This is a genomic window from Streptomyces iconiensis (assembly GCF_028657195.3).
In the GTDB taxonomy this organism is placed as follows: Bacteria; Actinomycetota; Actinomycetes; order Streptomycetales; family Streptomycetaceae; genus Streptomyces; species Streptomyces iconiensis.
In genome coordinates this window covers 62,438-86,857 of sequence record NZ_JANCPR020000006.1, presented here as the reverse complement: position 1 = coordinate 86,857, position 24,420 = coordinate 62,438, and the positions used below count along the sequence as shown (strand labels likewise).

Annotated in this window: 24 protein-coding genes and 2 pseudogenes; 15 read left to right on the top strand and 11 right to left on the bottom strand. The window is 71.7% G+C overall.

Annotated features, from left to right (window positions below; genetic code table 11):
* Positions 1 to 138 precede the first annotated feature (138 nt).
* The gene (locus NMN56_RS07675; RefSeq protein WP_274044547.1) at positions 139 to 1,194 is read right to left on the bottom strand and encodes an aldo/keto reductase; all 1,056 of its coding nucleotides are present in this window, start codon (positions 1,192 to 1,194) and stop codon (positions 139 to 141) included.
* Positions 1,195 to 1,260: 66 nt separating this feature from the next.
* On the opposite strand from NMN56_RS07675, the pseudogene NMN56_RS07670 reads away from it, so the two are divergent.
* Positions 1,261 to 1,827: pseudogene (locus NMN56_RS07670) on the top strand (TetR-like C-terminal domain-containing protein); the annotation flags it as partial.
* On the opposite strand, the gene NMN56_RS07665 reads toward NMN56_RS07670, so the two are convergent.
* Positions 1,770 to 2,897, bottom strand: a complete 1,128-nt coding sequence (locus NMN56_RS07665; RefSeq protein WP_283742478.1) for a LysR family transcriptional regulator — start codon at positions 2,895 to 2,897, stop codon at positions 1,770 to 1,772. The pseudogene NMN56_RS07670 and the gene NMN56_RS07665 overlap by 58 nt on opposite strands.
* A gap of 394 nt (positions 2,898 to 3,291) precedes the next feature.
* Between NMN56_RS07665 and NMN56_RS07660 the strand changes: the two genes are divergently transcribed.
* Both NMN56_RS07660 and NMN56_RS07655 read left to right on the top strand, forming a co-directional pair.
* The gene (locus tag NMN56_RS07660) at positions 3,292 to 4,668 is read left to right on the top strand and encodes an MFS transporter (RefSeq protein WP_274044548.1); all 1,377 of its coding nucleotides are present in this window, start codon (positions 3,292 to 3,294) and stop codon (positions 4,666 to 4,668) included.
* A gap of 53 nt (positions 4,669 to 4,721) precedes the next feature.
* Positions 4,722 to 5,966, top strand: a complete 1,245-nt coding sequence (locus tag NMN56_RS07655; RefSeq protein WP_274044450.1) for an NAD-dependent epimerase/dehydratase family protein — start codon at positions 4,722 to 4,724, stop codon at positions 5,964 to 5,966.
* A gap of 289 nt (positions 5,967 to 6,255) precedes the next feature.
* Here the strand turns inward: NMN56_RS07655 and NMN56_RS07650 are convergent, their stop codons facing one another.
* Together NMN56_RS07650 and NMN56_RS07645 are read right to left on the bottom strand one after the other, a co-directional pair.
* On the bottom strand, positions 6,256 to 7,368 hold the full coding sequence (locus NMN56_RS07650; RefSeq protein ID WP_274044451.1) for a sensor histidine kinase: 1,113 nt from the start codon (positions 7,366 to 7,368) through the stop codon (positions 6,256 to 6,258).
* 5 nt (positions 7,369 to 7,373) lie between these two features.
* Complete coding sequence (locus NMN56_RS07645) at positions 7,374 to 8,144, bottom strand: response regulator transcription factor (protein ID WP_274044453.1); 771 nt, start codon at positions 8,142 to 8,144, stop codon at positions 7,374 to 7,376.
* Between the two features lie 484 nt (positions 8,145 to 8,628).
* Here NMN56_RS07645 and NMN56_RS07640 point away from each other — a divergent pair, with 484 nt between their 5' ends.
* Genes NMN56_RS07640 through NMN56_RS07630 form a run of 3 tightly spaced genes read left to right on the top strand, consistent with a single transcriptional unit; the run spans position 8,629 to position 10,702 of the window.
* Complete coding sequence (locus NMN56_RS07640) at positions 8,629 to 9,297, top strand: glycosyltransferase family 2 protein (RefSeq protein WP_274044549.1); 669 nt, start codon at positions 8,629 to 8,631, stop codon at positions 9,295 to 9,297.
* A 59-nt stretch (positions 9,298 to 9,356) separates the two neighbouring features.
* Positions 9,357 to 10,031, top strand: coding sequence for a TIGR04282 family arsenosugar biosynthesis glycosyltransferase (locus NMN56_RS07635; protein ID WP_274044454.1), 675 nt, complete (start codon positions 9,357 to 9,359; stop codon positions 10,029 to 10,031).
* Positions 10,028 to 10,702 carry a class I SAM-dependent methyltransferase gene (locus tag NMN56_RS07630; RefSeq protein WP_274044455.1) on the top strand — a complete coding sequence of 225 codons (675 nt, stop codon included), beginning with the start codon at positions 10,028 to 10,030 and terminating at the stop codon, positions 10,700 to 10,702. The genes NMN56_RS07635 and NMN56_RS07630 overlap by 4 nt, the downstream gene beginning before the upstream one ends.
* Before the next feature lie 115 nt (positions 10,703 to 10,817).
* Here NMN56_RS07630 and NMN56_RS07625 read toward each other — a convergent pair whose 3' ends face one another.
* A complete protein-coding gene (locus NMN56_RS07625; protein WP_274044456.1) occupies positions 10,818 to 11,312 on the bottom strand; it encodes a hypothetical protein in 495 nt (164 codons plus the stop codon).
* A complete protein-coding gene (locus NMN56_RS07620) occupies positions 11,309 to 12,565 on the bottom strand; it encodes a molybdopterin-dependent oxidoreductase (protein ID WP_274044457.1) in 1,257 nt (418 codons plus the stop codon). Before NMN56_RS07620 ends, NMN56_RS07625 begins: the two co-directional genes overlap by 4 nt.
* Positions 12,566 to 13,032: 467 nt before the next feature.
* Between NMN56_RS07620 and NMN56_RS07615 the strand changes: the two genes are divergently transcribed.
* Positions 13,033 to 14,352 (top strand): hypothetical protein, encoded by a 1,320-nt coding sequence (locus NMN56_RS07615; protein ID WP_274044550.1) that lies wholly within the window; start codon positions 13,033 to 13,035, stop codon positions 14,350 to 14,352.
* Between the two features lie 28 nt (positions 14,353 to 14,380).
* Here the strand turns inward: NMN56_RS07615 and NMN56_RS07610 are convergent, their stop codons facing one another.
* Positions 14,381 to 14,998 carry a hypothetical protein gene (locus tag NMN56_RS07610; protein WP_274044458.1) on the bottom strand — a complete coding sequence of 206 codons (618 nt, stop codon included), beginning with the start codon at positions 14,996 to 14,998 and terminating at the stop codon, positions 14,381 to 14,383.
* A gap of 203 nt (positions 14,999 to 15,201) precedes the next feature.
* Between NMN56_RS07610 and NMN56_RS07605 the strand changes: the two genes are divergently transcribed.
* The gene (locus NMN56_RS07605) at positions 15,202 to 16,194 is read left to right on the top strand and encodes an ArsR/SmtB family transcription factor (protein WP_274044459.1); all 993 of its coding nucleotides are present in this window, start codon (positions 15,202 to 15,204) and stop codon (positions 16,192 to 16,194) included.
* 56 nt (positions 16,195 to 16,250) lie between these two features.
* Complete coding sequence (locus NMN56_RS07600) at positions 16,251 to 16,496, top strand: hypothetical protein (RefSeq protein WP_274044460.1); 246 nt, start codon at positions 16,251 to 16,253, stop codon at positions 16,494 to 16,496.
* Between the two features lie 277 nt (positions 16,497 to 16,773).
* Here NMN56_RS07600 and NMN56_RS07595 read toward each other — a convergent pair whose 3' ends face one another.
* A complete protein-coding gene (locus tag NMN56_RS07595; protein ID WP_274044461.1) occupies positions 16,774 to 16,986 on the bottom strand; it encodes a hypothetical protein in 213 nt (70 codons plus the stop codon).
* Positions 16,983 to 17,192, bottom strand: a complete 210-nt coding sequence (locus NMN56_RS07590; protein ID WP_274044462.1) for a hypothetical protein — start codon at positions 17,190 to 17,192, stop codon at positions 16,983 to 16,985. The genes NMN56_RS07595 and NMN56_RS07590 overlap by 4 nt, the downstream gene beginning before the upstream one ends.
* Positions 17,193 to 17,321: 129 nt before the next feature.
* Between NMN56_RS07590 and NMN56_RS07585 the strand changes: the two are divergent.
* The 5 genes and pseudogenes from NMN56_RS07585 to NMN56_RS07565 form a co-directional block, all read left to right on the top strand.
* Positions 17,322 to 18,113, top strand: a pseudogene (locus tag NMN56_RS07585) (helix-turn-helix domain-containing protein); the annotation flags it as partial.
* 31 nt (positions 18,114 to 18,144) lie between these two features.
* Positions 18,145 to 18,339: a DUF397 domain-containing protein gene (locus tag NMN56_RS07580; protein ID WP_274044463.1), complete on the top strand. Its 195-nt coding sequence runs from the start codon at positions 18,145 to 18,147 to the stop codon at positions 18,337 to 18,339.
* Positions 18,340 to 18,408: 69 nt separating this feature from the next.
* A complete protein-coding gene (locus NMN56_RS07575; protein ID WP_274044464.1) occupies positions 18,409 to 18,612 on the top strand; it encodes a DUF397 domain-containing protein in 204 nt (67 codons plus the stop codon).
* Between the two features lie 173 nt (positions 18,613 to 18,785).
* A complete protein-coding gene (locus NMN56_RS07570; RefSeq protein ID WP_274044465.1) occupies positions 18,786 to 19,565 on the top strand; it encodes a DUF4232 domain-containing protein in 780 nt (259 codons plus the stop codon).
* A 243-nt stretch (positions 19,566 to 19,808) separates the two neighbouring features.
* Positions 19,809 to 22,097, top strand: a complete 2,289-nt coding sequence (locus NMN56_RS07565) for an excinuclease ABC subunit UvrA (protein WP_274044466.1) — start codon at positions 19,809 to 19,811, stop codon at positions 22,095 to 22,097.
* Positions 22,098 to 22,219: 122 nt separating this feature from the next.
* Here NMN56_RS07565 and NMN56_RS07560 read toward each other — a convergent pair whose 3' ends face one another.
* Positions 22,220 to 22,945, bottom strand: coding sequence for a GAF and ANTAR domain-containing protein (locus tag NMN56_RS07560; protein ID WP_274044467.1), 726 nt, complete (start codon positions 22,943 to 22,945; stop codon positions 22,220 to 22,222).
* A 4-nt stretch (positions 22,946 to 22,949) separates the two neighbouring features.
* Positions 22,950 to 23,678: an ANTAR domain-containing protein gene (locus NMN56_RS07555; RefSeq protein ID WP_274044468.1), complete on the bottom strand. Its 729-nt coding sequence runs from the start codon at positions 23,676 to 23,678 to the stop codon at positions 22,950 to 22,952.
* Positions 23,679 to 24,046: 368 nt separating this feature from the next.
* Between NMN56_RS07555 and NMN56_RS07550 the strand changes: the two genes are divergently transcribed.
* Positions 24,047 to 24,415: an STAS domain-containing protein gene (locus NMN56_RS07550; protein WP_274044469.1), complete on the top strand. Its 369-nt coding sequence runs from the start codon at positions 24,047 to 24,049 to the stop codon at positions 24,413 to 24,415.
* Positions 24,416 to 24,420: the final 5 nt, after the last annotated feature.

Here is a 24,420-nt window from a genome sequence, read left to right as displayed (position 1 = left end):
CGACCGATCGGCACCACGCAAGGTGACTCCCGAGGCGGTGGCCGTCGCGTCAGTCCCTCCGGCAACCGCCCGTGGACGGCTTCAAGAGCCATCAGAACGGCCTGGCCGAGAGGGCGGGGCGGGACATGGGGCGCGTGCCTACACCAGCGGTGAAGTGAGGGGCACAGGTGAGGGGTTGAGCCGTACGAAGCCCTGCTGGCGCTGGTAGGCGAAGTACGGGTACGCCGCGTCCTTCGCGCTGGCCACGTCGAGCGTCGCGATCTGTTCCGGTGTGAGGGTCCAGCCGAGGGCGCCGATGTTCTGCCGCAGTTGTTCCTCGTTGCGCGCTCCGATGATCACTGAGGAGACGGTGGGTCGCTGGAGCAGCCAGTTGAGGGCCACCTGCGGAACCGTCCTTCCGGTCTCCTCGGCGACCTCGTCCAGCGCATCGACCACGCGGTAGAGAAGTTCATCGGGGACGGGCGGGCCAAAGATGGCGGATCCGTGCAGACGGCTCTGGGCGGGCGGGGGCGTGCCGCGCCGGATCTTTCCGGTGAGCCGGCCCCAGCCGAGAGGGCTCCAGACGATGGCACCGACGCCCTGGTCGAGCCCGAGGGGCATCAGCTCTCCCTCGTAGTCGCGGCCGACGAGGGAGTAGTAGACCTGGTGTGCGGCGTAACGGGGGTAGCCGTACTTCTCGGCGGTGGCGAGGGACTTCATGACCTGCCAGCCGGAGAAGTTGGAGACGCCGGTGTAGCGGATCTTTCCTGCGCGCACGAGCTGGTCGAGGGTGGCGAGGACTTCTTCGACGGGAGTCGAGGCGTCGTACGCGTGGAGTTGGAAAAGGTCGAGGTAGTCGGTGCCGAGGCGGCGGAGCGCGTCGTCGACCACCTTGATCAGCCGGGCGCGCGAGGTACCCGCCTCGTGTGGGCCCTCGCCCATGGGCAGGCCCGCCTTGGTGGACAGGAGCACCTGGTCCCTGCGGCCCTTGACCGCTTCGCCGAGCACTTCTTCGGAGGCCCCATCGGAGTACACGTCCGCGCTGTCGAACATCGTGATGCCGGCGTCCAGCGCGATGTCGAGCAGGCGGCGTGCCTGCTGGGCGTCGGTGTCGCCCCAGGCACCGAAGAGGGGGCCCTGACCACCGAAGGTGCCGGCCCCCAGGCTCAGCGCGGGTACCTTCAGGCCGGAGTTGCCCAACTGCCGGTATTCCATGACCATTTCCGTTCACTCCTCGGAACTCTTGGAAGACGACGAACGAACCGAACTGGCTGTCGGTGCACGATCATCGCACTCCTGGCCGACCTGCTCACGGACATGGCGGAACAATCCCTTCCGCGCACGGAAACCGGGACGCTCCTCGGTGACCTTCGCACCAACGCGCACCTCGTGCACCCGGCAACGAACGCGGACCGGGCGGGGCAACCGGGGTCGGCTGGGGGATCACCCTGCACGGCAACGGCGTACCCTCGCCGTTGCCCGTCAGGGCACCCCGTTAAAGTCCGTGATCGCCGCCGCCACCTGTGACCCCAAGACCGCCGAAGCGCTGCGCCGCTTCCACGAAGTGCGCGTGGCGGAGTGGGCGCCGCGTGTACGGCAGGCCGTGGAGCGCGGCGAAGTTCCGGCTGACACCGACCCGTTCGAGGTGGTATGCGCCGTGTCGGCGCCGCTCTACAACCAGTTGCTCGCCGGGGCAGCCCGCTGGGCGAGGCGGCAGCCGACCGCGTGGTTGAGGCCGCCTGCGCGGCGACCCGCGCCGGTGCCTACACCACCGGGACCACCTACATCGCCTACACCACCGGGGCCACCGGGGCCGCCGGAGACGATCCAGGCGCCGGGGACCGTTGACCCGTAGGAGAGGAGGGCCCACTTCCCCCGGCCTGCCGCGCAACAGCACCCCGCTCCGGCCCGGCACCGCCCACACAGGCATCCCCCACACAGTCACCCCCCGTCGCTTCCGCCGAGCCCACCGCTTCCGCCGAGCCCAGCGCCCTCGCCGACCCTGCCGACCCCGCCGACCGGGCCGACCGGGCCGCCCGGTCGGCGGCGTGCGCGAAGGCGCGTAGTGCCGCGCTGTCGTGGCCCGTGCGCCGGACGAGGCCGTAGCCGAGGGGTGGGGCGTCGGCGAGGGGGACGTAGGTGACGCCGGGACGGGTGAAGTACGTGGTGGCGTGGGCGCCCGTCAGCAGCACGCCCTTGCCGGCGGCGACGAGGACCAGCGCCTCCTGGAGGCTGGTGACGGCGGGGCCGGCCGCGATGGGGCGGCCCGATGGGGTACGGGAGGGCGCGAACTGTTCTCGGCAATCGGGCGGCAGTTCCGCACGCCCCGTCAACAGCGGGACGCCCCCGAGGTCCGCCAGGTCCTCCAGGGTGACCGTTTCCCGGGCGGCAAAGGGGTGCCCCGACGGCAGGGCCAGTGCGCGGCCCTCGGCGAACAGTTCGGGGCCTTCGTCCAAGTCGTCTTCCGCTGCTGGCAGTTCGACGAGCTGGACGTCGAAGTCGCCCTCACGCAGCTGGCAGTACGGCTCGCTCATCGGCACCTCGCAGGCGTCGACCACCAGCCCGGGGTGTCCGCGCGCCAGCAGGTCGGCTGCTCGCATCACCACTTCGCCCGCCACCGGGCCCGAGAACCCGACATGGAGCACGCCGCCCGGCCGCCGCGCGCTCGCCGCGGCCCGCGCGAGCGCCGCTTCCATCGCACGCTGGTGAGGTTCGAGGTCGTCGCGCAGTTGTCTGCCCAGCTCCGTGAGGGCGACGCGGCGGCTCGTACGGACGAACAGGGGTGTGCCGACGCGGCGTTCGAGGCGCTGGACGAGTTGGCTGACGCGGGCGCGGGAGAGCCGCATGCGCTCGGCCGTACGACCGAAGTGCAGCTCCTCCGCGAGGATCAGCAAACACACCACCTCGTCGCGCTCCATCCCGCAGCCTCCCTCCCCCACGCCCCCGGGGCCGCCTCACGAGGCCGCCCCCGACATCACCCAGCGCCGCCTTCCGACGCCGTCTCCCGAAGCTGCCTTCCGACGCCGTCCCCGGAGGCCGCCTCCCAATCCCGCCTCTTGACCGTCTCCGGCCACCACCAACGCAGGCGTCGCCTTCCGACGTCGCCTTCCAGCGCCGCCTGCCGACATCGCTTTCCGCCGTCGCTGGACATCCCGGCCGCGGCCCCTACGCCGCTGATCGGTAAGCCTGACTGAACGAACATCGCGTACTTCGCCGTTGTTCCCCCGCTTCCGGGCGCCGAGGGTGGGAGCTGTGACAACCCACCTCTCTCCTCCCACAGACGCCACTCCGCCCACCGTTCACCACATGGGAATGAAACGCCGCGAATGGGGTGTGCTCCTGGTCCTGTGCGGCGCGATCTTCCTTGAGGGCATCGACATCGCCATGCTGAACGTGGCGCTGCCCTCCATACGCGCCGACCTCGGTCTGCCCACCGGCCAGCTCCAGTGGGTCATGAGCGCCTACGTGCTCGGATACGGCGGCTTCATGCTGCTCGGCGGGCGTGCGGCCGACCTGTTCGGACGGCGCAGGATGTTCGTGCTCTGGCTGGCGGTGTTCATGGCGTTCTCGGGGCTCGGCGGGTTCGCGACGGACGGCTGGACGCTGATCGTCGCGCGGTTCGTCAGCGGGGTCGCCGCCGCGTTCATGACCCCGGCGGGACTCTCGCTGATCACGACCGGGTTCGAGCAGGGGCCCCGGCGCAACAAGGCGCTGCTCATCTACTCCGGTACGGGCGCGGCGGGGTTCTCGACGGGGCTGGTCTTCGGCGGGCTGCTGACCTCGATCGGCTGGCGCTGGGTGTTCTTCGCACCCGTCGGCCTCTCGGCGCTGATCCTCGTCGCCGCGCTGATCCTTGTACCGAAGACGCCCCGCGTCCCGGGCGCGCGGCGCGGGTTCGACCTCGCGGGCGGCGTGCTCATCACGGCCGCGCTCGTGGTGCTCGTACTCGGTATCGAACGCGCCACCCACACGGGCCCGTTCACAACCGTCGGCACACTCGCCGCCGGGCTCGCGCTCCTGGCCGCTTTCGTCGCCGTCGAACGCCGTACGGCGGCGCCGCTGATCCGTCTCGGCATGCTCCGCTCGGGACCTCTCGTACGCGCCAACCTGTCCGCGCTGCTCTTCGCCGCCAGCTTCTTCGGGTTCCAGTTCCTCGTCGTGCTGTACCTGCGGGAACTGCGCGACTGGTCCACGTTCCAGACGAGCATGGCGATGCTGGTGACGGGGCTGGACGCGGTTCTGTCCCCCACGCTCACGCCCCGGCTGGTGGCCCGGTACGGCAGCGCGCGCGTCATCGTGTGGGGGCTCGAGCTGGCCACGCTCGCCTACGCGCTGTTCCTGCCCGTGGGCGCCGACTGGACGTATCTGGCGATGCTGCCGAGCCTCGTTCTCATCGGCGTCGCCTTCGCCCTGGCCTACGGTCCGCTCACCATTACGGCCACCGACGGCATCAGGCCGGAGGAACAGGGGGTTGCGGGCAGCCTCCTGTACACCTCGTTCCAGTTCGGGGCCGCGCTCGGCCTGTCGGGCGCCGCGGCGGCCAATGTCGCGGTGACCGCTTCCGGTTCGGCCGCTGCCCAACTCGACGGGTACCGCGCCGGATTCGCCGTACCCCTGGCAGCCGCGCTGCTGGCAGCGCTGATCAGCGCTGCCGGGCTGCTGCGCCGGCGGGTTCTTACGGTGCGGTGACGCGTGCGGGTCGCGCGGCGCGAGCCGCACGGCCCGCATCTAGCGTGACCTCCATGCGCGTACTGGTCACCGGCGGTGCCGGGTTCATCGGGTCCCAGATCGTCACGGCTCTGACGGAGCGCGGGCACGAACCCGTCGTCCTCGACGCGCTGCTCCCGGCCGTGCACGCCGCACGCCGCCAACGCCCCGAGCCCGCCGAGCCCGCCGAGCAGGCCGATCCCGCCGGGCACCTGGCGCACCCCCAACACCCCCAACACCCCCAACACCCCGCACACGCCGCGCACCCCATGCACCCTTTGCACGCCGGGCCGCCTTCCCCGCCCTCGCCGCCCTCGCTGCCCTGCCCGCCCTTGCCGCCCGACGGCGTACGGCAGTTGACCGGCGACGTACGCGACGCCGGCACCGTACGGGCCGCGCTGCGCGGCGTGGACGCGGTCTGTCACCAGGCGGCCATGGTGGGCCTCGGCAAGGACTTCGCCGAGGCCCCCGACTACGTCAGCTGCAACGACCTGGGAACCGCCGTCCTGCTGGCCGGCATGGCGGAGACCGGCGTCGGCACGCTCCTGCTCGCCGGGTCGATGGTCGTCTACGGCGAGGGGCGCTACGAGTGCCCCTCCCACGGGGTCGTACGTCCAGGGCCACGCGCCGTCGAGGCGCTGCGGGCCGGGCTCTTCGAACCCGAGTGCCCCGTATGCGGGGCACAGTTGGCGCCGGGCGCCGTGGGCGAGGACGCGCCCGCCGATCCGCGTAACACGTATGCCACCACCAAGCTCGCCCAGGAGCACCTGGCATCCTCCTGGGCGCGCGCGACGGGTGGCCGCGCCGTCTCGCTGCGCTACCACAACGTCTACGGACCCGGTATGCCGCGCGACACCCCGTACGCGGGCGTGGCCGCCTTCTTCCGCTCGGCTCTCACCCGGGGCGAGTCCCCGGCCGTCTTCGAGGACGGAGCGCAGCGGCGGGACTTCGTGCACGTACGGGACGTGGCGGAAGCGAACGCGGTCGCTCTGGAAGCGCTCCACGAGCCGGGCGGCGGCCACCGGCCGGGCGGCTTCACCCCGTACAACGTGGGCAGCGGTCACCCGCACACCGTGGGCGAGTTGGCGCACGCGCTGGCCGAGGCGTGCGGCGGGCCCGCTCCTGTCGTGACGGGGGAGTTCCGGCTCGGGGACGTACGGCACATCACGGCCTCCTCGGAGCGGATCGCCACCGAGCTGGGGTGGCGTGCGCGCACCGGCTTCCCGGAGGGCGTACGGGAGTTCGCCGCCGCGGAGATGCGTACGCCGGTCACCAGCTGACCCGGTCAACAGCTGACGCGTACGCCGACAGCGAGCCGAGGGCCGCGAGCGAGCAGCGAACCACCTGGCGATCACCCCCCTCGAAGGGCCGCCCCCTGGAAGGGCAACCCCTGGGGGGCCACCTCTGGGGGGCCACCTCTGGCAGAGCCGTACCCCTGTAGAGCGGAGGCCGCCCCCCGCGCGGAGACGGCCGGGGCAGCGAGCCCTATTGCGGCAGCTCTGGCGGCAGCTATTACGGCGACTCTGGCGGCAGCTATTGCGGCAGCTATTGCGGCAGCTATTGCGGCAGCTATTGCGGCAGCGTCAGTTCGAAGCAGCAGCCGCCCGCCACATTGCGTACGGAGGCGCTGCCCCGGTGCGCTTCCACGATGCCCCGCACGATGGCCAGGCCCAGCCCGGCGCCGGGGGGCGTGCGCGCGTGGGCGCCGCGCCAGCCGGTCTCGAAGACGCGCGGCAGGTCGTCCTCCGGTATCCCGCCACAGCCGTCGGTCACCGAGAGCACGACGGCGTCCTCTGTACGGCGTGCCGCGAGGGCGACAGTGCCATCGGCCGGTGTCCGGCGGATCGCGTTGACCAGCAGGTTGCCCAGTACCCGCGTCATCTCGCGCGGGTCGACCTCCACCTCGGCGGCGGCGGTCAGCGCCTCTTCAGCGCCGCCGACGAGTTTCACGCCGCGCTGCCGCGCGAGCGGGTCGGCGCCTTCCAGCGCCTCGCCCACCAGTTCGTCGAGCGCGACGCGGTGCGGGGTCAGGGTGAGCGTGCCCGCGTGGATGCGCGAGAGTTCGAAGAGGTCGCCGACCATCGCGTTCAGCCGCTCCACCTCGCCCCGGATCTGGCGCAGATAGCGGCTCCTGTCCTCCACCACCCCGTCCTCCAGTGCCTCGGCCATGGCACGCAGCCCGGCCAGCGGGGTACGCAGGTCGTGGGAGATCCAGGCGACGAGTTCGCGGCGCGAGCCCTCCAGAGCCCGTTCGCGCTCCCGCGAGGCGGTCAGCTTGGCGCTGGTCGCATCGAGCGCGCGGGTGAGAGCGGCGAGTTCGGCCGTCACATCGCCGCCGGGCGCCGAGAAGCTGCCGCCCTCGCCGAACGAACGCGCCGCGCGGGTCAGCGCGTTGCTGCTCGCCACCACCCAGCGGCCCAGCACCACGGCGGTCACGAGGGAGACGACGGCGGCCATGGCGACGACGGTGGTGACGACGACGAGGTCGTGCCGCGAGAGGAACATCGCCCAGGCCACCGCGAGCGTTCCCGAGAACATGGCGGTCACGGCGACGCCCGAGACGATCGTCATCGACACGACCAGCGAACGGTGCCGTAGCACCCGTAGCACCAGCGCTCCCAGCAGCCCGGCAGCCGCAGCGCCGAGGAAAGCGAACAGGGCGATCAGCAGAAGCTCCCGCACGCCGCTCAGCCCTCGCTCGTCGCGCCGTCGAAGCGGTAGCCCACGCCCCACACGGTCCGGATCAGCCGGGGTCCTGCGGGGTCGTCCTCGACCTTGGCCCGCAGCCTGCGGACATGGACCGTGACCGTCGACAGGTCGCCGAAGTCCCAGCCCCACACGGACCGCATCAGCTCCTCGCGCCCGAAGGCGCGTCCCGGATGCCGAAGCAGGAACGCCAGCAGATCGAACTCCCTTACGGTGAGCGCGAGTTCCCCGCCGTTCCTGAACGCACGCCGGGCCTCCGGGTCCACGACGAGCCCTCCGGAGCGCAGAAGGGCGCCCTGCGGCTCAGGACCTCCGGCCGGGCGGCTGCGGCGCAGTACCGAACCGACGCGCAGGACCAGTTCGCGGGGGCTGAACGGTTTGGTGACGTAGTCGTCGGCCCCCACCTCCAGCCCGAGGACGCGGTCGTCCTCGTTGCCGAGCGCGGTGAGCATGATGACCGGAACAGGGCCTTCCGCACGCATGCGGCGACAGACCTCCCAACCGTCCATGCCCGGCAGCATCAGGTCCAGCACCACCAGGTCGGGCCGGTGCCCCGCGGCCAGCGCGAGCGCCGCGGGACCGCTGTCGGCACGGTCGACGGCGTAGCCGGCACGGCCGAGGTAACCGGCGACGACCTCAGCGACGGTGAGGTCGTCGTCCACGACCAGGACACGGCCCGGCGAAGGCGGGGGTGGAGGCGGCGAGGGCGGGGACGGCGAGGGCTGGTGCGGCGAGAGCGAGGGCTTCTCCATCCGCCCAGCCTCGCACCGCAGGCCACGGACCGGCCCAGACAGGGGAAGACCGTCCGCGTTCTGTAAGGCCCGCGAGACACGGGAGACACGGGAGACACGCGGCCTGCGATCCACCGGGCACGAGGCGCGCGGCGCGAGACACGCGGCCTGCGAGGCGCGAGGCAGGCGAGGGCGCGAGGGGGCGAGGCAGGCGAGGGGGGCGGAGGAAGAGCCGAAGCGGAACGAAGGCGCGCGGCGCGACGGGGCGTCGGACACGCGCGGCTGCGGCCCTCTCGGGCGCCAACACGGCTCGCTCCACGGGACGTTCGCATTCCGTAAGGACGCGAAGTCCGGATTGCGGCTTTTCTCTTCGTAGCCTGAGGACGTGATCTCTCCGACGCCCGAGCACGCATCTCTCCCCGCCCCCTCCTCCCCCTCCCTCTCTTCCTCCTCCGCTTCCGCGCCCTCTCCCCGGCCCTCGCCCTCGCCCCCCGTCGATGTCGTCCTGCCCTGTCTGGACGAGGAGGCGGCGCTCCCGTGGGTGCTGGAACGCATCCCACAGGGGTGGCGTGCGCTCGTTGTGGACAACGGTTCGACGGACGGCTCGGCCGAGACGGCCCGTTCCCTGGGCGCGACCGTCGTACGGGAGGAAAGGCGCGGGTTCGGCGCCGCCTGCCACGCGGGGCTGCTCGCAGCCGATGCGGACATCGTCTGCTTCTGCGACTGCGACGCCTCCCTCGACCCCTCGCTGCTCCTGCCGTTCGCCGAGGCGGTACGCGAGGGCAGCGCCGACCTCGTACTCGGCCGCCGGCGGCCCGAACGCCTGGGCGCCTGGCCGGTGCACGCACGCGCCGGCAACCACGTACTGGCCCGCATGCTCCGGCGCCGTACGGGAGTTCGCCTCCGTGACCTGGGGCCGCTGCGTGCGGCGCGGCGCGAAGGGCTGCTGGCGCTCGGCCTCACCGACCGGCGCAGCGGCTACCCCCTCCAGATGGTCGTCAGCGCCGCCGAAGCGGGCTGGCGGATCGAGGAGCGGAACGTCCCCTACCGCCCGCGTACCGGCAAGTCGAAGGTGACCGGCACCTGGCGCGGCACCTGGCACGCCGTACGTGACATGCGCGCCGTCCTCAACCAGCCGCAGGTACCCGGCCCTTCGACGGAGCCCACCCGATGAGGCCCGCAGCCGACGCCCACCCGATGAGGCCCGCAGCCGACGCCCACCCGAGGCGCCGCATGACCGATGCCTCCGCGGAGAGCCCCGCGACCGACGCCCCCGTCGCCACGCTGCTCGTCCTCGCGAAGGCGCCCGTGGCCGGCAAGGCCAAGACCCGTCTCACCCCTCCCTACACCCCGCACGAGGCCGCCGAACTGGCCGAGGCCGCGCTGTGCGACACCCTCGACGCCGTACGCGCCATGCCCGCGCTGCGCCGCGTCCTCGTCCTCGCGGGCGAACCGGGGCCGTGGCTGCCGTCCGGCTTCGAGGTGGTGCCGCAGTGCGCCGGGGGACTGGACGAGCGGCTCGCCGCTGCCTTCGGTGCCTGCACGGGCCCCGCGCTGCTGCTCGGCATGGACACCCCGCAGGTCACGCCCGAGCTGCTGGCTCCCGTGCTGGGTCCGGGAGCGTGGCGGGCGTGCGACGCATGGTTCGGGCCCGCGTGCGACGGGGGCTTCTGGGCCCTGGGCCTCGCGGCGCCCGACCCCGCGCTGCTACGGGGCGTTCCGATGTCCACGCCCACGACTGGTGCCGCACAACGGGCCCGCCTCACCGGTGCGGGCTTGCGCGTCCGCGACCTGCCCGCGCTGCGCGACGTCGACACGGCGGCCGACGTGCCGCTCGCGGCTGCCGAGGCCCCGCACGGGCGGTTCGCCGCGACCGCGGAACGCCTGCGCCGGACCACGGTCCGATGACCGCCACCGCCGCGCACGCGCCGTGGGAGGCGGGGCCCTACGCGGCGGCCCTGCGCAGTGGCCGCGGCCCGCTCTTCCTGCGCAGGGCCGACGGCTGGCTGCTGCCGCTGGAGGTCGAACGGTGGTGCGCGGAAGCCGATACGGCCGACCTGTCGGCGCTGCGCCGCTGCGAGGGTTCCGTCCTGGATGTCGGCTGCGGCCCGGGGCGCCTGGTCGCCGCGCTCAAGGCCCGGGGCGGCAACGCGCTGGGCATCGACATCAGCCCCGAGGCCGTTCGGCGCACCGTCCGCTCGGGCGGACCCGCGCTGCGCCGTTCGTTCTTCGAACCGTTGCCGCGCGAGGGCACATGGGGCAGCGTCCTTCTCCTGGACGGCAACGTCGGCATAGGCGGCGATCCCCGCGCACTACTGGCGCGCACGCACGAAGTACTGGCGCCCCATGGTGTGTTGCTCGCCGAGACGGCACCCGGGGACGTGGACGAGCGAACCCGCGTCCATGTGGTCGACGACAGCGCGCAGAACACCTCGCGTCCGACGGCGTACGGGGAACCGTTCTCCTGGGCACGCGTGGGAACGGCGGCACTGTTGCGGTACGCGTTGCCCTACGGGTGGCGCGCGGAGGGCCAGTGGGCATCGGGCGGACGCACGTTCGTGGCACTGCGACGCGCCTGAGCACGCACCTGAGCACGCGCACGCGCAGAAGGAGACGTACGACCTACCGCGCGGTCACCGCACCGCCTCGCCCCACCACGCACCACCGCGCCACCTCACGCCCACCGCGTGGTCATCACACCACCTCGCGCCCGCCCGAGCGGGACCTGTGCCGTGCCCGCGCGGACGCACGCCGTAGCCGCGCTCTACTGGTGAACAGAAGCAGGCCCGAGAGCGCGAACAGGGCCGCGCTGATCAGCAGCCAGCGCAGCGCGAAGCCGCCGCCTCCGGGCAGCCCTGTAGCGCCCTCGTACCGCGCGGGCGGGCCGCTGATCAGCGGGAACCATACGAGGAGCAGCAGCGCGGACAGCACGGCCGGCACCCGTAGATAGTTGACGTAGGGCCCGGCGAGCCGGGGCAGCCGGTCGGCCAGGGAGTAGAGCGGAAGCAGCACCAGGTCGTGCAGGAGCGCCGCTCCCACGAACCAGACCAGGACACCCAGGGTGTCCCCGTCGAGCAGCCGTACGCCCGCGTAACCGGTCAGCACGAACGAGGCCACCAGTAGTGCGCACTGCCACGGGCTCTCCCCGTACCACCGCCGGAACAGTCCCCCGGTCTGCGGCGCCCTCATGGAACGCCGCCGAAGCGCAGCGCGGCCACCCACTTGGTGTTGAGCACCCCGGGTGCGGCGGGCACGATGATGCGCGCCGGGTAGCCGTGGTCGAGCGTCAACTCGTCGCCGTTCACACGCAGGGCCAGCAGCGCGCGCGGATCGCGCACCTGGTTGTCGCGGAGTGCGGCGGAGCGGAACGACCCGTGGCGCTGAAGCGACTCCACCAGCACATCGGGTGCCCCGCCGTACCCGGCCAGCGCCGCCAGGTCACGCAGCCGCACGCCCCGCCACAGTTGGTCGGAGGTGGACCAGCCCTCCACACAGGCGATCGGCAGGGCCGCCTCGTGCTGCGGCAGCCGGAGCAACTGCTCTCGTGAGAGCCGCGCTTCACGACCGTTGGCGCCCGTCACGAGCAGCCGCCAGTCCGCTCCCGTCCCCCGCGCCGTCACGCCGACGGAGGCCGCGGTCTTGTTGATCTGGAAGCTGCCGGGACCGCCGCCCGGGTTCCCGCCACCGTGCGGTGCCAGCAGCGCCGTGTGACGCAGAGGACCGCCGATGCTCTGGCCCGCCGTCACCCCGAACAGCAGCAGCGAGCCCCCGCCGACCAGGCCGAGCGCGCCGCGCCGCGAGAGGGTGGCCGGCGCGGGGCGTGGCGCCACCAGCCCCGTCCCCAAGTCGGGTTCGGGCGCTGGGCCGCGCGGAAGTCCACCGCGCAGTGCCCGTACGGCACGCGGAAACCGCAGCGCTACGTGGACGACGAGCGCGGCGGCGAACACCCAGGCACCGTAGAAGTGCAGCGGATAGAACGAGCCGGGGAAGACGTACTCCAGCTGCACATTCAGCAGTCCCGTCACGAACTCGAACAGCGCGCCTCCCACCAGCAGGAGCAGGGAGATCCGCTCCAGCGCGTGCCCGGCGGAACGCGCGGGCGGCAGCGCGAACAGCTTCGGGATCACCGACCACAGCTTCGCCAGCAGCACCGGTACGAGCGCGACACCGACCGTCACATGCAGGCCCTGGGTGAGCCGGTAGAGCCAGTGCGGGTCGGTCGGCCAGGGGAACAGGAAGAAGCCGAGCAGCCCGCGCCCCGGCGTCTTGTCGTTCACCGGGGAGAGGCCCGGGTTGTACGCGGCGTACGAGAGCAGGCCCGTGACGAACAGCAGCGTGACGCCGCCCAGCAGCACGGTGCCGAGCACGGCCGTCAGCCACGGGCCGCGCAGCGGGCTGCGCCAGAAGCGGGGATCCGAGGGGAGGGTCCGGGTTTCACCCATGCCGCGACGGTATGCGGCAACGACCCGTGCGGCGGCGTCACGACCCATGACGAAACGCTGACGTCCTCCGCGTGCCCCCTCCGCAGCCCTCACCCACGCCCTACCGTGCCGATGTGCCAGCAGACCCCCGTACCGGCCCTCACGCCCCTTCCCGGCCCCACCCCGCCCCTGGCTCCGCCACCGATGCCGCGTCGGGCCCGCTCCCCGACGGACCCGACGGACCCGACGAACACAGCGGGCCCGACAGACCCGACGAATCCGACGAATCCGACGAACACAGCGGGCCCGACGAACACAGCGGGCCCGACGAACACAGCGGGCCCGACGCACCCGACGCACCCGACGCACCCGACGCACCCAACAGGCGCCAGGGACCCAACGGACGCCACGAGTCCGGCGGTTCCGGCCGCCCCCACGTCCTCGGCGAAGCCGGCAGCGGTCCCGCGCCCTCCCGTGTCCCGGATCTCCTGGCCGCCGGATCGGCGCTGCTCCTCGTCACGGTCGCGGTGCTCATCGGCTCGGCCATCGAGGCGGAGCACGGCACCCTGCGCGTGGGCTGGCCGCCCTTCTACGCCCGCTGGAAGCCGCACCTCGGCCCCGGTACCCCGGCCGCGCTGCTGCTCGCAGCCGCCGTGGTTCTCCACGGCCCGGCGCTCGCCGCGCGGCTGCCGTGGCGGAGGCTCGTACTGGGCTGCTGGGGCGCCGCGATGGCATGGACGTGGTTCTTGGCCCTGATCGACGGCCCCCGGCGCGGCGTGGCGGAGCGGCTCACGACGCGGTACGAGTACCTGACGGTGATCGACCGCTTCGCCGACGCCGGCGCCGCGCTGCGCGGCTTCACGGACCACATCCTGCTGGACGCGCCGGCCAACTGGCCCCCGCACGTGGCCGGTCACCCGCCGGCCGCCGTGCTCACCTTCGTGGGGCTCGACCGCGTCGGCCTCGGCGGGGGCGCCTGGGCAGCCGCCTGGTGCGTCACCGTCGGCGCCTCGGCCGCTGCCGCGCTCCTGATCGCCGTACGCGTCCTCACCGACGAGGAACGGGCCCGTCGCGCAGCGCCGTTCCTCGTGCTGGCACCCGGCGCCGTGTGGATGGGCGTCTCCGCCGACGGCTACTTCGCAGGCGTCGCCGCCTGGTCCCTCGCGCTGCTGGCGCTGGCAGCGACCGGCGCGACCAGGGTGCCGCGCGCCGCCGCGCTGTGCGCCGGGCTGCTCGGCGGCCTGACCTGTTATCTCTCCTACGGGCTCACCCTGTGCGCCCTCATCGCCGCAACCGTGCTGCTCCTTGCACGCAACGCGCGCCCCCTGCCGTACGCGCTGGGGGGAGTGGCGGCCGTCGCCCTCGCCTTCTCGCTCGCCGGCTTCAACTGGTGGGAGGGGTTCAACCTGCTGCACGAGCGCTACTACCAGGGCGCCGCCGCCATCAGACCGTACGGCTACTGGGTGTGGGCCAATCCCGCCTGCACCGTGGCCGTCGTCGGACTCGCCTCGGCCGCAGGGCTGCGGCGTGCGCTCTCAGGAGGCCCGCACGCGCTCGTACGGCTGCGCCGGGGGCACGACACCGCGCGGGACCGCCTCGTCCTGCTCGCCCTGGCCGCGCTGGTCACCGTCGCCGTCGCCGATCTCTCGGGAATGAGCAAGGCCGAGACGGAACGCATCTGGCTGCCCTTCGCCCTGTGGCTGCTCCCCTGCGCCGCGCTGCTGCCCGTGCGCGGCATCCGCTGGTGGCTGGCGGCGCAGGCAACCGTCGCACTACTGGTCAACCACTTGCTGCTCACGGGCTGGTGACCCGTTCGGCGTCGCAGCGCCCGGAGCCTCAGTCCTTGGGACGCCCGGCGAGCGTCCTGCACAGGTCCTCGTAGCGTCCTTCGAGCGCGAGTAGTTCGCGCTGTGTCGTGCCGCCCGACTCCGTATACTTCACCGCCATGAAGCCGCGCGAGATCAGCCACTTGTTGTGCACGGGACGGTCGCCCGTGTGCAGCAACGTGCCCCAGTCGCCGCCGGAGAGTATGTGCGTGTCCGAGCCGGGTTCCGGATACGAGAGGGTGCCGGTTCCCGAGATGTCGCGGCGTACGGTCTTGCCCGTGTCGAGGTTGGTCGCGTCCATCACGAGGGGCCCGCTGACGATCGCGTAGACGGGGTCCCCGGCGTCGTTGAACCATGTCTTCTGCGTCATGTCGACGACCGGGAACCGCCCCTTCACCGGGAACGGGCACACAGCGCCGCGCGGAGAGTCGACGTTGGGCTGCGCGGGATGAGTGACGACGGGCCCGTGCCAGCCGGAGCCCTCACCGGGGACGCCGCCGACGTCCCCGGTTCCCCGTGCCCCGGCACCGGCGGAAGCGACCAGTAGGAGCGCCGCCGCGCAGGCCGCCACAGTGACAACCCTCGTACCCCGTGTCAGCACACGTGCCCGCCGGTCCACCGTGTCCATCGCCACTCCTCCCGCTTTCCTTCTGTTCCCCCGCCGCCACGGTGGCCCGAACCGGCCGCCCATGGAAGACATTTCGGCCCTGTCCGAAGGTTCTCGGAGGAAGATGCACACAGGCGGCTGTACGAACGGAGCAACGGGCGACCATAGGGCACCGAACGAACGGAGCACCTACGGGACTTCCGGAATGCGGGAGGAGAACAAGGATGCGGATTCACTTCACGGTCAGCGACTTGGCACGCACCCGGCTCGCACCGGCGCCCAGCCCGCTCGCCGCCGTCACCTTCAGCATCCACCGCCTCGCGCACGGACCCGGGACGCCGGGGCTCGACCTGTGGCGCAGAGCGGTACGGGCCGCGGGGGTCCCGCCCGAGGCGGGGGCGCTCGGCGCGCTCACGGCCGGTGCCGCGTCCCACCCCGTGCCCCGCTTCCTCCGCCCGCACGAGGGGCTGCCCTCGCTGGAGGAGGAGCTGGACAGACTGCTGTCGACCCCGCGCGTCGCCCTGCGCCGCGACCTGGCGTACGTCGCCGCACACCGCGCCCTGCCCGCCTGGACGCACGACCTGGCCGACGGCGACCGTGCCGCTGCCACGCGGCTGGCCGGGTCGATCCGCGCCTACCACCGTGTCGCCGTCGCGCCCTACTGGCGCGGCCTGTCCCGCGCGCTCGGGGCTGATCACGCCCTACGGGCACGCCAGTTGCGCGAGGGCGGCATCGAAGTAGTGCTCAATTCCCTGCGGCCCGGCATGCGCTGGCGCCCGCCCGTACTGGAGATCGAGATGCCGGGCGATCTCCAGGACTACCACCTGGACGGACGGGGGCTGCTGCTCGCGCCCGCGGCGTTCTCCTCGTACATCCCGTGCGACCCTTCCGACGACCAGCCGACGCTCTACTACGAGGCCGCATCGCACCCCCTCACCTCCCTGAACGGGCCGCACACCGGGCTCGCCGCGCTGCTCGGGCACAGCCGCGCCGCCGTACTGGAGGTGATCGCCGACGGCGTCTCCACGGGCCAGCTCGCGCGCCGCGCGGGCCTGTCGCCCGCGTCAGCCAGCGAACACGCGACCGTACTGCGCCGCGTCGGACTCGTCGCGACGCACCGTACGGGCCGCACAGCCCACCACACCCTGACCCCGCTCGGCTCCGAACTGCTGGTGAGCGCGGCAGCCCACCCCGACGGCCCCCGCAGCCGCCCATAAACCGCGTGAATCCGCCCCGCACGCGCTCGCCTACTGGCCGCACGAAGCCCCTCTCCGTGCCCGCACCCCTGGCCCCCGTACGCAAGCTGCCCGCTGCGGAGCATGCCTGGCTCACCACGGAGATCCGCGACTTCGCACGCCATGTGGCCGGCTCCCTCGTACCGCGCGGCTACGAGGCGTACGTGCGCATACCGCACGCCCTGGAAGGCGAGGACCCCGAGGAGGGCGCCCTCGCGGACGCCCTGCTCGCTGCCCCCGCCCCGGAAGCGCTTCGGCTGCCGCCGCACGCCCCCGAGCTCTGAGTTCGGCGCACGGCGCCGAGGCGCCACGAGTCTCACAGCCCCCGCGCCCATTGAGGCTCCGCCTCAACGGCGCGTCCAGGCCCACCACTCGGCGACCGTCCGCACGGGCCGCTCCCCCTGATACGGGTCCGCACGGTGTCGCGGACACGCGCACGGCGGAAACCGGCCCACGTCCGCGCGCCACCCGGTCGGATCAGGCTCCACGCTGACCACCCGTACCGGCCCGAACTCCACCACCCCGTCCGGACCGACCTTCCCCACCCGGAGCGTCATCCGGCTACCCATTCGCCGCCTCCCACTCCTTGAGCCCCAACGCGAGCCGCGCCGCGTCCCCCACCGCGAGGCCCACCACAAGAACGACCCCGCCGAGCGGCCCCTCCCCACCGCGTACGGTCACGTCCGCCGGGCACTCCAACGCGACCAACGCCGCCGCCAACTCGTCCACCACCGCCGCGACCACCAGCCCGGCGGCCACCCGGTCCCCGCTCACCCCGCCGCCCCCTTGAGCGCGGCGACCAGCGCCCACGCGGTACCGGCCGTACACCGGCCCAGCACGATCAACGGCGGCTCACCACCTTCGGCGGCCACACCGACGGGGTCCACGCCGAGGGACGGCAGGATCACTCCTACGTCCGCGAGGGCGGCCCGTAGCTCCGACACCGCGTCATCTGACGCCTGGATGGAGTCAGTTGGCATGTCAAGTCCTTTCACGCTGTGTAGCGAGGACAACACGCCCGTGGTTACGATGACCTCACTTGCGCGGAAACGTGAAAGTGCCACGTATGGCGGCACACCACCTCTCACAGGCATGGGAGCTGTTCAGCGGTGCCAGGAAAGAAGCGCGGGAGCGCGGCCTTGCATAAGGCCGTGCCTCCCTCATTCGGGGAAGACGTCAAACGGGTGCGCCTAGCGCGCGGGCTCACACAGAAGCACCTGGGCAGAAGTGCCGGGTACAGCGAAGGACACGTGAGCAAGGTGGAGGCGGGTCTCGTCGCCCCGTCCGAACGGTTCGCCGAGGGATGCGACAGGGCATTCGGCACCGGGGACTTGTTCGCTCGCCAGCTCAAGCGGATCACCGAGGGGGAGCACCCGAGTTGGTTCGCGCCGTACATCGACGCGGAGTGGGAGGCGTCCTCCATCCGCGACTTCTCGGCCCTTCACATCATGGGCCTGCTCCAGACGGAGAGCTATGCGCGGGCCGTACTCCAGGCAAGGTGGGACCCCCCATCGGAGGAAGAACTAGAAGCTCAGGTAACCAGCCGCATGGGTCGGCGAGAGATCCTGGAGCGTCCAGATCCGCCTCGGGTGTGGGTTGTACTGCACGAGGCGAGCCTGTGGACCCGAGTGGGATCGGCTCGCGTCATGGCCGGGCAACTGGACTCCATCTTGTGCCAGTTGAAGAGACACCGGACCCTTGTCGTGCAAGTTCTTCCGAACTCCGCGACCTCCTATGCCTTCGGTACGCCGTACACCGTGCTGGAGCTTCCGGATGGTAAGCCAGTGGTCTATGTGGAGGGGCCACAGGGCGGAAGGGCGTACGACGCAGAGCGAACAATTACCAACGCCGTCGGCAACTTTGATCACTTGCGGGCATGTTCACTGAGCCCGCATGATTCCATTGCCAACATCAGCGCCGTCAGGAGTGAGCATGCCCGCCACGCAGTGGATCAGTTCCAGCTACAGCGACAACCAGGGCGGCCAGTGCGTCGAGTGGGCCCCGGCGCACGCGTCCGCAGGCAGCGTCCCGGTCCGGGACAGTAAGGACACCTCCCGGACCCCGCTCTCCTTCTCCCCCACCGCCTGGAGCGCATTCATCAAGGGCGTACGCACATCCGAGGTGTGAACGCCCCGCCCACAACTGAGGCCCCGCCACCGCACAGTGGCGGGGCATTTTCATGGGTAGCAGAACCCCATGGACGAGAAACACGACTGGACCAAGTCGAGCTACAGCGACGGCGACGGCGACGGCGGCCAGTGCATCGAATGGGCCCCGCCGCACGCACCCGAAGACAACATCCCGATCCGGGACAGCAAAGACCCCGCCCGAACCCCGCTCGCCTTCTCCCCCACCGCCTGGAACACGTTCATCAGGGGCGTGCGCACATCCCACACATGAAGCCCACCCCCGAACCGCGAGGGGCGCCCCAACGCACGGTGGCGAGGCCCGACTGCCTGTTACAGAGTGCGGACACAATCCCGTGAACAAACCCCGGTCGGCCGTCATCTCACTGCACGTACCGACCAGTGAGCCTGACTCCGGCCGGGGACGCCCAGGGAAGCGGGCGGCCCATGCCGCACCCGACACCCATGGGGGATCTCGTGAAGACCGTTCGCCGCACCCGCCGCACCGTCCGTACCGCCGGCCTCGTCGCCGTGGCCGCAGCCGCCGCGTTCTCGCTGACCGCCTGCCAGGGCGGCGGCAAGGACGACGACGCCGGCTCCTCGTCCTCCGCGGCACCGACGCAGGAATCGGGCGCGAAGGACTCGGGCTCGGGGGACTCCGACACGAAGGACTCCGGCTCGACCGGCTCAGGGTCGACCGAATCCGGTACGTCGGGCAACGGCGGTGGATCGGGCAACGGCGGCACGCAGAGCGGAGGCAACGGCGGCAACGGCAAGGTGGACACGCAGACCGAGGGAGCCGCCTCGAACGTCAAGCGCACCACGTGCACCGTCGCCACCACGACCGTCCGGTTCCAGCAGACCGGTGGCAGCATGCCGGTCATCCTGCTCAAGGCGACCAACTCCGGCAGCACCCGCTGTGACCTGTACGGCTACCCCTTCGTCGGCTACCCCAACGCCCAGTCCCCGATCGCCGTCGGCGGCGGCAAGCCCCAGTCCGTCGTCTCGCTGGAGCCTGGCAAGTCCGCCTACGCCTCGCTCGGCCTGGAGGAGGGCAACGGCGCCGACATGCACCGCGAGAAGAAGCTCACCGTCGAGCTGGCCAACCGGAACCAGCAGGGCACCGGCGCCACCGCGACCCTCACAGCGCCCGGCGCCGGCCTCGCCCTCGGCGACGAGTCCACCGTCTCCTACTGGAACACCACTCCGGAGCTGGCCATGCAGTAACCATGCGGTAGCCAAGCGGTAAAGCCGCGCCACACCCACAGGGGTGCTGCCCGCTCGTCGGGCGGCACCCCTGTCGCGGTCGGCCGGGCACCGCATGCCGGTAGTACACGGGCCTGCAGCGCGGTCTCCCCCGAAGCGCGACACCAGCAGAAGGGGCTGAACACTCCCCAGCTCAGGGCCCGTTGTCAGTGGTCGCGTCTAGGCTCGCAAGCTCACCGCGCAAGCAGGAAGCAGGGAGCAGGCATGCCGACGGATCCGTCCAGCCCGCCCGTACGGACCGCAGCCGACAGCCATGACGTGATCGAGGTCAGGGGGGCACGCGAGAACAACCTGCGGAACGTCTCACTCGACATACCGAAGCGCAGGCTGACCGTCTTCACCGGGGTCTCGGGGTCGGGGAAGTCGTCCCTGGTCTTCGGGACGGTGGCGGCCGAATCGCAGCGGCTCATCAATGAGACGTACACCGCGTTCGTGCAGTCGTTCATGCCGAGCCTGGGCCGGCCCGACACCGACTCGCTGCGCAATCTCAGCGCCGCGATCGTCGTCGACCAGGAGCGGATGGGCGCCAACTCCCGCTCGACGGTGGGCACGGCGACCGACGCGTACACGATGCTGCGCATCATCTTCAGCCGCCTCGGCACCCCGCACATCGGCACCTCCACCGCGTTCAGCTTCAACAGCGCCGAGGGCATGTGTCCCGAGTGCGAAGGGCTGGGCCAGGCGTCGGCGATCGACGTGGACGAGATCGTGAACCGCGATCTGTCCGTGCGCGAGGGTGCGATCAAGGCGCCCGGCTTCGCCGTGGACTCCTGGTACTGGCAGGTGATGGTCAGCTCGGGCTTCTTCGACCCGGACAAGAAGGTGCGCGACCTGACCCAGGAGGAGTGGGACGCGCTCCTGTACAAGCCGACGACGAAGGTCAAGGTGGGAACCACCAACCTCACCTACGACGGTGTGATCGCCCGTGTGCAGCGCACCTACCTGTCCAAGGACAGGGACTCGATGCAGAGCCACGTCCGCGAATTCGTCGACCGCGCGGTCGTCTTCACCGACTGCCCCGCATGCGGCGGCAGCCGCCTCAGCGCCGCCGCGCTCTCGTCCACGATCGACGGGGTGAACATCGCGCGGTGCTCGGCGATGCAGATCAGCGACCTCGCGGAGTTCGTACGCGGCATCGAGGACGAGTCCGTCGCACCGCTGCTGAACTCGCTGCGCCACACGCTCGATTCGCTGGTCGAGATCGGGCTGGGCTACCTCAGCCTGGACCGCACCTCCTCCTCTCTCTCCGGAGGCGAGGCCCAGCGGGTCAAGATGGTCCGGCACCTCGGCTCCAGCCTCACCGATGTGACCTACGTCTTCGACGAGCCGACCATCGGCCTGCACCCGCACGACATCCAGCGCATGAACAGCCTGCTGCTGCGGCTGCGCGACAAGGGCAACACCGTGCTGGTCGTGGAGCACAAGCCCGAGGTCATCGCCATCGCCGACCACGTGGTCGACCTCGGTCCCGGCGCCGGCGCCGACGGCGGGACGCTCTGCTTCGAGGGGGATGTCGAGGGCCTGCGCGCCTCCGGCACCCTCACCGGCCGCCATCTGGGCCACCGCGCCGCGCTGCGCGAGACCGTGCGCGAGCCCAAGGGCGCGGTGTCGATCAGCGGCGCGGGGCTGCACAACCTCAAGGACGTGAGCGTCGACATACCCCTCGGCGTGCTCACCGTCGTCACGGGCGTGGCGGGTTCGGGCAAGACTTCGCTGATCCACGGCTATCTCGCGGGCCGGGACGGCGTGCTGGTCGCCGACCAGTCCGCCATCCGCGGCTCCCGGCGCAGCAACCCGGCCACGTACACGGGACTGCTGGGCCCCATCCGTAATGCCTTCGCCAAGGCCAACGGCGTCAAGGCGGCGCTGTTCTCGGCCAATTCGGCCGGTGCCTGCCCCAACTGCAACGGCATCGGGCTCGTCTACACCGACCTGGCGATGATGGCCGGTGTGGCCTCGGTCTGCGAGCAGTGCGAGGGCAAACGCTTCACGGCAGAGGTGCTGACCTACACGCTGCGCGGCAAGAACATCAGCGAGGTCCTGGGCATGTCCGTCGCCGAGGCCCGCGACTTCTTCCCCTCGGGCCAGGCCCGTACGCTCCTCGACCGCCTCTCGGACGTGGGCCTCAGCTATCTGCGTCTCGGCCAGCCGCTCAACACCCTCTCGGGCGGCGAACGCCAGCGGCTGAAGCTGGCCATCCACATGTCCGAGAAGGCGTCCACCTATGTCCTGGACGAGCCGACGACGGGTCTGCATCTCGCCGATGTCGACCAACTCCTCGCGCTGCTGGACAGGTTGGTCGAGGACGGCAATTCGGTGGTGGTCATCGAGCACCACCAGGCCGTGATGGCGCACGCCGACTGGATCATCGACCTCGGTCCCGGAGGCGGCCACGACGGCGGCGAGATCGTCTTCGCCGGCACCCCCGCCGACCTGATCGCCACCGCGGACACCCGCACGGCCCACCACCTCGCGCGCTACGTCGCGAACTGAACCGACATCACACCCCGCGACGCGCACGGGCCGCGCCCCGGCCCGTGCCGCGCGGCAGGCCCGTGTGCGGCGCCCCGGCCCGTGCCGCGCGCAGGCCACGCGCCGACCCCCGTAAGTGCCTGTCAGGCCCGCAGGTCCCGCGCGCTCAGGGACCCGGCGACCACCTGCTGGGCGACCTCCGTGATCCGTACATGGCGGGGCCTGGCGTAGGAGCGCAGCACGTCGAACGCCTCGTCCAGGTTGATGTTCCAGCGCTCGGCCAGCACGCCCTTCGCCTGCTCGATGGCGATACGGCTGTTGAGCGCGTGCTGGAGCTGCGCCTTCTCCTGGCTCGTTTGAGTGAGAGTGCGCTGCTGGAGGATCGCGATCGTCGCCACATCGGCCAGCGCCTGCGCCACCCGTGCGTCGGCGGGTGCGAGGGAGCTGGCGCGCGTGTGGAAGAGCGCCATGGCGCCGACCGTCTGGTTCCGCAGCCGCATCGGCAGTGCGTGCGCCGTCACGAACCCGGCCTCGCGGGCCCGTTCGGCGAAGTTGCCGAAGCTGGCCGTCGCCTCCGGGGAGGTCAGGTCGATGTCCATACGGGCTGCGCCGCTGCGGTAGCAGTCCACGCAGGGCCCCTGCTCGTGCTGGAGCGCGAAGAGTTCGAGCAGCCTGGTGCGCTCGCTGGAGGCCGCGATGGTCCTGAGCACGCCGTACTGGTCCGCGATCACGATGCCGACCTCCGTGACATCGAGCAGTTCGGCGCACCGTCCCGAGAGCCGGTGCAGGAAGTCGATCACGTCGAAGTCCTCGGTCAGCGTGTCGATCGCCTCGACCATTGCCTCCAACACGCTTTCTTCGCGTGCCATTTCGTCATCCCCTCACGTCGGCGGACGGGTCACGTCCCATTCCGCCGTCTCGAAAGCGCAGGCGTCGCGCCACAACGTCTTCGGCGACCGCCATGACCGACCGGTCATGGCGGTACGCGTATGCGCGCAGCAGCACAAGTGCCTGAGCCACGGGCACCTCCGCCTGCACACTGATCATGCCCCCGGCCTGATGGACCACCGCCCTGTGCAGCCCGGCGTCCTGTTCCTCCAGTACACCCGGCCGCGCGCCGCCGTCCAGGACGACCGAGGTGAGCGCGGCAGCGAGCACGAGCGCGTCCTCCATCGCCGCATCCGCCATCGGCCCCGGGACGGCACGTTGCAGGGTGAGGGCACCCACGCGCACGGCTCCGATCCGCAACGGGAAGCAGAAGACGGCGGCCACACCCAGGGCAGCCGCCTCCGGGAGCAGCACGGCCCACCGGGACGGCTCGACCCGGGTCAGATCGTGCTCCAGCACCAGCGACCCCGTACTCAAAGCGTCCACGCCCGGCCCTTCCCCCAGCGTGAACTGAAGGTCGTCAAAGCGTGCGCTCACCCCCGGTGAATACCACACGAGTTCGCTCTGGCGCCCGTCCGAGGCGACCGAGACGGCCGCTCCGTCCACGCCGAGCACGGCGGCGCAGGCGTCGGGGTCACCTCCGATGAGGAGGGAAGCGTCCGTGGGGTTCCGGAGGCCGTGCAGGAGCGCGGCCATCCCGGAGCTGGCCACCATCGTCGCCCTCCCCCTCTCGCTGCGGTGTGCGTGCCGCCGGAGCGGGGCTCGCTGTCGTGAGCGTAGCGGTGGAAGCGGAGCGCGGTCCTCGCTCACTCGTCACCGAGCGCGCCCCCCGGGTGAACGGATACGGCCCGCCGCACCCGGAGTTGCTCCAACTCCCGTGCCCGTAGCTGTCCCGGCCTCTCCGAGTGCCCGTTTCCGCTGTACGTCACCCCATCGAATGAGTTAGCGGGGGCGAAATCCAGCGGTATCGGTTCTCCACCTGCTTCATGAGGGCACGGCACCTACAGTGCCAGTCCGGCCCCAGACCCCGGCCGCCCGGCACGGCGCTCGCCGTGCACGCTCATCGGCCGAAGGGGCTCCTCATGGCCGCTGTTTCCCGCACCCCCACTCCTCCCGACCGCGAAGGCTTCCGCCTGGTACGGGCCGGGGGAGAGCTGGACATCGCCACGCTCCCCCCACTGGAGTCCGCTCTGTCCCATGCCCTCTCCTCCCGTACCCCGCCCTACGTCGTCGTGGACCTGTGCGCGGTCACGTTCGCCGACTGCGCCACGGTCCGGGTCCTGCTGCACGCACGTGCGAAGGCGCACGCGGAACGGGGCTGGCTCGGGCTCGCCTGCGCTCCCCGACCGATCGGCAGACTGCTGCGCACACTCGACCTGATGGAAGTCCTTCCTCCCCACGCCTCGGTCGACGAGGCGATCAGAGCCTGCCCCGCGCTGGCGGAAGGCTAGTTCGA

Coding starts and splice junctions, on each gene's coding strand:
- NMN56_RS07660 (WP_274044548.1), top strand. CDS start 3,292: ATGAAACGCCGCGAATGGGGTGTGCTCCTGGTCCTGTGCGGCGCGATC.
- NMN56_RS07635 (WP_274044454.1), top strand. CDS start 9,357: ATGACCGATGCCTCCGCGGAGAGCCCCGCGACCGACGCCCCCGTCGCC.
- NMN56_RS07590 (WP_274044462.1), bottom strand. CDS start 17,192: ATGCCAACTGACTCCATCCAGGCGTCAGATGACGCGGTGTCGGAGCTA.
- NMN56_RS07645 (WP_274044453.1), bottom strand. CDS start 8,144: ATGGAGAAGCCCTCGCTCTCGCCGCACCAGCCCTCGCCGTCCCCGCCC.
- NMN56_RS07675 (WP_274044547.1), bottom strand. CDS start 1,194: ATGGAATACCGGCAGTTGGGCAACTCCGGCCTGAAGGTACCCGCGCTG.
- NMN56_RS07550 (WP_274044469.1), top strand. CDS start 24,047: ATGGCCGCTGTTTCCCGCACCCCCACTCCTCCCGACCGCGAAGGCTTC.
- NMN56_RS07625 (WP_274044456.1), bottom strand. CDS start 11,312: ATGAGGGCGCCGCAGACCGGGGGACTGTTCCGGCGGTGGTACGGGGAG.
- NMN56_RS07555 (WP_274044468.1), bottom strand. CDS start 23,678: ATGGTGGCCAGCTCCGGGATGGCCGCGCTCCTGCACGGCCTCCGGAAC.
- NMN56_RS07565 (WP_274044466.1), top strand. CDS start 19,809: ATGCCGACGGATCCGTCCAGCCCGCCCGTACGGACCGCAGCCGACAGC.
- NMN56_RS07665 (WP_283742478.1), bottom strand. CDS start 2,897: ATGGAGCGCGACGAGGTGGTGTGTTTGCTGATCCTCGCGGAGGAGCTG.
- NMN56_RS07560 (WP_274044467.1), bottom strand. CDS start 22,945: ATGGCACGCGAAGAAAGCGTGTTGGAGGCAATGGTCGAGGCGATCGAC.
- NMN56_RS07630 (WP_274044455.1), top strand. CDS start 10,028: ATGACCGCCACCGCCGCGCACGCGCCGTGGGAGGCGGGGCCCTACGCG.
- NMN56_RS07570 (WP_274044465.1), top strand. CDS start 18,786: ATGCCGCACCCGACACCCATGGGGGATCTCGTGAAGACCGTTCGCCGC.
- NMN56_RS07575 (WP_274044464.1), top strand. CDS start 18,409: ATGGACGAGAAACACGACTGGACCAAGTCGAGCTACAGCGACGGCGAC.
- NMN56_RS07655 (WP_274044450.1), top strand. CDS start 4,722: ATGCGCGTACTGGTCACCGGCGGTGCCGGGTTCATCGGGTCCCAGATC.
- NMN56_RS07580 (WP_274044463.1), top strand. CDS start 18,145: ATGCCCGCCACGCAGTGGATCAGTTCCAGCTACAGCGACAACCAGGGC.
- NMN56_RS07620 (WP_274044457.1), bottom strand. CDS start 12,565: ATGGGTGAAACCCGGACCCTCCCCTCGGATCCCCGCTTCTGGCGCAGC.
- NMN56_RS07610 (WP_274044458.1), bottom strand. CDS start 14,998: ATGGACACGGTGGACCGGCGGGCACGTGTGCTGACACGGGGTACGAGG.
- NMN56_RS07605 (WP_274044459.1), top strand. CDS start 15,202: ATGCGGATTCACTTCACGGTCAGCGACTTGGCACGCACCCGGCTCGCA.